This window comes from Sphaerisporangium sp. NPDC051017, assembly GCF_040683095.1.
Classification (GTDB): Bacteria; Actinomycetota; Actinomycetes; order Streptosporangiales; family Streptosporangiaceae; genus Sphaerisporangium.
The window spans coordinates 1-4,992 of sequence record NZ_JBFBCI010000133.1 but is presented as its reverse complement, the minus strand read 5'-3'; the positions used below and the strand labels follow the sequence as shown (position 1 = coordinate 4,992).

General features: G+C 64.3%; 3 protein-coding genes. All 3 read right to left on the bottom strand.

Annotation, left to right across the window (positions count from 1 at the left end; translation table 11 throughout):
- Positions 1-33: 33 nt before the first annotated feature.
- Complete coding sequence (locus AB0M95_RS40740) at positions 34-2,904, bottom strand: Helicase associated domain protein (RefSeq protein WP_363777071.1); 2,871 nt, start codon at positions 2,902-2,904, stop codon at positions 34-36.
- Positions 2,905-3,371: 467 nt separating this feature from the next.
- On the bottom strand, positions 3,372-4,151 hold the full coding sequence (locus tag AB0M95_RS40735) for an endonuclease/exonuclease/phosphatase family protein (RefSeq protein WP_363777068.1): 780 nt from the start codon (positions 4,149-4,151) through the stop codon (positions 3,372-3,374).
- Positions 4,145-4,618 carry an HAD family hydrolase gene (locus tag AB0M95_RS40730; RefSeq protein WP_363777065.1) on the bottom strand — a complete coding sequence of 158 codons (474 nt, stop codon included), beginning with the start codon at positions 4,616-4,618 and terminating at the stop codon, positions 4,145-4,147. The genes AB0M95_RS40735 and AB0M95_RS40730 overlap by 7 nt, the downstream gene beginning before the upstream one ends.
- Between the last annotated feature and the right edge of the window lie 374 nt (positions 4,619-4,992).

Here is a 4,992-nt window from a genome sequence, read left to right as displayed (position 1 = left end):
CCCCAGCACGACGAGTACGCGATAAAACAGAACTCAGACCAGGACCCGCTCAATTACGTGAGCGTCCCCCTGCTCAATTACGAGATCGTTCACACTCGAAATGGCATCGCGGGCGACCGTTTTGGGAGGACCGTTCAACCAGTTGGGGTCGAGCTCTGTGAGTGCGGCATTTCGTGCGCTGAGAAGGGAGCCGGTTCGGGCCAGCTCGCGCTGGGAGTTGAGCCAGTTCCGAAAGTCATGCCCATTCGGGGCCGGGGCGCCGCGGCCGAACGGCAAAGATCCATGGTGCTGCGCATAGGCTGCGGCTGCGTGAATGTTCAAATCCCATTTTTGCTGCTGTGTCAGCTTCTGCAGCCATTCCGCATCCAGGGCGTCCAGCTTGGCACGGCGTTCAGGGGGCAGGGTGCCGCGGCGAGCCAGCTGACGCTGTTCTCGTAGCCAGGGGCGGAAGTCCAGACCCTCTGGATGTGGAAGACCCCTTCTTCCCTGCGCGGGCAGGCGCCCATGCTCCTCGGCATACGCGGCCGCTGCAGCGTGGTAGTTTTCCCAGCTTTGTCCTCTGCTTCGCCGTGAGGCCCAGTCGCGATCCAGCGCCTCCAAGGCTTGACGTTGCTCAGCCGGCAATCTGTTCGCGCGTCCCCGGCGATGGCGCAGCCAATCCCCCAGAGGGAAGTCGTCGTCGGTGACCCAGCTCGCGACGACGTCCAGGTCGCCGTGCTCGGCCGCGTAGGCTCGCGCAGCTGACAGGCCACGCTCCCAGTCGTCCTCGAGAACCGACCAGATCATTCCTATGTCGTTCAGACGATTCTGGCGCTCCCTGCTCAACGACCTCCTTTCTCGACGCTGTTTTTTGAGCCATCCGGCAAGGTCGCGCCCATTGTCGGTGATGAAAGTGTCGCCGACACGCAGATCGCCATGCTTCTCAAAATATAGGCGAGCATCCTGATAGTAGGCCATCCAGAGGGCGTTGCTGCTGTGCCAGGTCGGGTCGATGGCATCCAACGACTTCTTCAGCTCCGCCGGCAGCTTTCCCTCGCCATATTGTTTGCGCTGTCTGAGAAGCCAGCGCTCTAAACACAATCCATCGTGAACGAAAGCCCTCGGAACATCGTGCAGAATTCCTCCGCTGGCGGCGGCGAACGCCCGGGCGGCGGCAAGCCCTTTTCCCCAGGACCACTGCCGCGCGAGGTCCTTCTTGGTCCACAGCATTCCGATATCGTCAAGAAGACGTACCCGTTCCTCCGGGAGCTTGTCGCGGATTTTGCGCTGGTTACGAACCCATTGCCCGAGACGCAGACCTGATGGAGCCTCGTAGCTGACCGGCAGATCCAGATCGTGGTTGATCTCGAAGTACTGCTTCGCGGCGCCATAGAACTCATACCAGCTCGATGCCGCCGACCTCACGGCGTGCAGTGCGATCGCGTTGGCGAACCCGTCGGGCACCGGGATCCCGGAGAAGGACAGCCATTTGGGGATCCCGCCATCGCAGCCGGGTGCCGGAATGTCATCGGCCGCCGGGCCATCATCCTGTGAGCTGAGTATGTGGGTGTTGCCCAGGCGAAGCCGCCCGGCGTCCAGGTCGGCCGCCAAGCGATCATCCAGGGCGCGCATGGCGCGGAGTACCTGCCATACCTCGGCGAAGGCCGATCCCGCTATGGCCGATTCCGCGTCCTCACCCGGTTCCAGGAGCACCGGGACGATGATCCGAGCGATCTTGCCAGGGCGATCCAGGCGGAGCGCACGGCCGGCGATCTGAACAATGTCGATGACCGAGGTACGGGGATCCACCAAGACCACCGAATCCACAGCCGGGGCATCGACGCCCTCGGTGAGCACCCGGGAGTTGCACACGATCCGCAACTCGTCAGGGTGGTGAACATCTCTGCGCAGCCGTTCAAGGATCGTCCTGCGGTCCTGTGGCTGTTGATCTCCGTGGACGAAGTAGGCGCTGACCGACCGCGGCCGTTGACCGGCAGCCATGATCTCCCATGCCTGCCGGACGGTCTGTGCCCATGCTCGCGCATCGGCCACGCGGTTGTGGAACGTGATCGCGCGGCGGACGCCGTACTCGGCAGCGGCACGCAACACCGTGATCTGCGTGGCCAGGATCTGAGCGCTGACGGCGGTCCGGGCGAGTTGCAGACGCACATCCGGATCGTCGGTGAGTGATTTGATGTGCTCGTCGGTCACCGCCGCGGCCACGATCTCGTAGTCCGCGATCAGGTCACGCGCGAAAGCCGTGGAGAACGGCAACCGGTGGGCCAGCGGACCGAAGACCTTCTCATCATCCATCGAGAACGCCGGGACATCGCCCTTACCCTCGAAGATCTTGCGAGTCGCCGTCATGTAGAGGCGGCGATCGGCGGGGATGGCGACATCATCGTGGATCCGCGTCCAGGCTCCACCGACGCGGCCCGCGGTGCGGTGAGCTTCGTCGGCGATCACCAGGTCCCACGGCGGCATGGCATGGTCGGCGTGCGCGGCGGCGACCACGGGCATGCTGTGGTAGGTGGTCAGGACCGTCACACGGCCCTTCACCGCAGTCCATGCGGCCAAATCAGCCGCCGTCGTGGTGACCCGAGCAAGTAGGGTCATCCCACCCACGCCACGTGGCATGTGACGTATCTCGTCGCTGGAACAGACGCCCACGACCTCGCCCAGATCAACCGCACCATGGTCCCGGAACTCTCCTAACATCTGGACGATCAGTTCCAGCGTCGGCACCGCGACCAGTACGCGTCCATGAGCCGCCAGACGCCCGGCGCTTTGAGCGGCGACGACCGACTTGCCCGTTCCGCACGCCATTTCCAGGGTGGCACGCCCGCCGCAGGCCAGAGCCTTTTCCACGGCCGCGACCGCCTCAACCTGATGTGCCCATCTGTCATGGATCTCCGAGCTTGTCACAGGTGACACCGCCCTCGAAGCATTGAAATGACCTTCATAAAAATCGCTCCGAAAAAATATGGACCGAATACATGGCATACCAGATGCCGTGCTTGAATACGCGATTTAATACGGCGGCCCTGGCAAGGCGAAGGAACTCCTCGCAGCCATCGCGATCCGGCTGGGTTCACTCGATGGCGGTGGGTGAGCAGCGCAGCCGGATCCGCCCCGCTCAACCCGAACAGCGCGGGGCGGGCGAATATGTGACAACAGGGGACGTGGGGATCCGGCCATGTCGTCGCACGCTCTGTCAGCGCCCGTTCACCGGTGCGATGCTCAGCGCTGAGCCAGTACGCCCATGGGTCAGGTAGGGCACGGGCGGGCGAGGACCAGAAGCTGACCTCCGTCGCGGCGAAGGCGTCCAAGACGTCGGGGGCGGCGGTGTCCCAGCGGTGTGGAGCAGGTGATCACCTGCAGACAGCCCGCGTTTATCCCAGATCGAGGCGAGCGGTTATCAGATGGTGATCGGAATCGTCTTGTTCGACCATGCGATAGTCGGTAATAGCCGGTACCAGTGGCTTTGAGACGTATATGCGGTCGCAGCGGATGGGAGTCGAATCCTGCCCGAACCCCGCGGTGGGGCCGCGCAAGCCCGGAACATTCCGCTGATCGGATAAGAAGCCGGCGACGTCCACGAATCCGGCCTGGTGCAGCGAGCGGGCGGCGGCCCGGTCGTCTGGGCCGTGCCTCACCTGCTTGTATCCCGGCAGTGCTCGCCAGTCCACGGCGGGGTCACCCAGGCCGGGGTCATTGAAGTCACCGCCCAGCACCGCCCAGCCTTTCGCCAAATCACTGCTGGCACGCGCCTCCTCCTCCCGGATGGCTGGGTTGAACGGCGCGAAGTGCGCCGAGGCCAGTATCAGCGGGTGGCCGATGGCTGCCATGCGGCATTCAACTCGCGCCTGGGCATGCCAGAACGGCGGGTGCCGTTCATGACGTTCCCGCAGCACCTCCAGGCCGCGGCCAGGGCGGATGAGCACCACCAGGTGGCAGTCATGTCGGGCGGCCCGGGCCACATACCCGCGCATGTCCAGCGCTCGCTCGGCCAGGTGCAGGCCCTGGGCGCCATTGAGCAGCCAGTGCTTGGCCTCCTGGATCAGGATGACGTCGGCCTCCAGGCCGGCCAGGAGGCCGAGTTGGCGGGTCAGTCGGCTGGCGTTACCGGCATCGATTCCGCCGTTCCGCAGGTTCCACGAGGCGATCAGCATCCGGTCTCCAAATGGTCCAGCAGTCCGGGCAGTTCATGCACAGTTGAGATCAGCAGCGCTCCGGCGGGAAGTCGCTCGCAAGGCGCCAGCGGTTCAGATCGGATCAGTACGGCGCGCATCCCGTATTCGAGGGGCTTGGCGACGTCCTTGGTGATGTTGTTTCCCACGAAAAGGATCTGGCCCGGGCTGTCCACGGTGGCAGCCTCTTCCACGGCCTTGTAAAACTGCGGCTGAGGTTTGGCGAACCCTAATTGATGCGACTGGATGAGTTCGGCGAATAACCCATCGACCCCGGCCTGCACAAGGGCCGCACGACGATCCCGGTGGGGCTGAGTGTTGCTGGCCAGCACCAGCCGATAGCCACGGGAGCGAAGCAAGCTCAGGACGACGATCGCATCCGGGTCTACGGCTTTGGAGTGCCTCGGGGCCAGCGTTCCGCCGAAATCGAAGGCGATGCATCTGATCATGGGCCGTTCTCCTTGTGACATCGCGGCTCGCCGGGTTCCAGCCACGGGCTCCTACCGTGGCGAGCACACGCCGAAAGTCGGACCATCCCGCTCACCCTTGAGCGGGGGGCGGCACATCACGGCCGACGGGCCGTGCGTTCTTGATGGCCAGGCCCACGATGAGCACGCCGCCGACGCAGGGTGGGCCTGGATGTTCGTGTTCAGGTGAAAGGCCGTATCTGTGATGTGTCGATGCGGTCGGTGTCGAGCACGGTCACGATGCCGGAATGGTCGCTGGCACCCTCGGGATCCACCTGGTAGTAGTCGACGATCGCGTCCTTCAGGGCCGGGGTGAGGTGAAACTGGTCAACCCGGACGAGGCCCGTGCCCGTGGC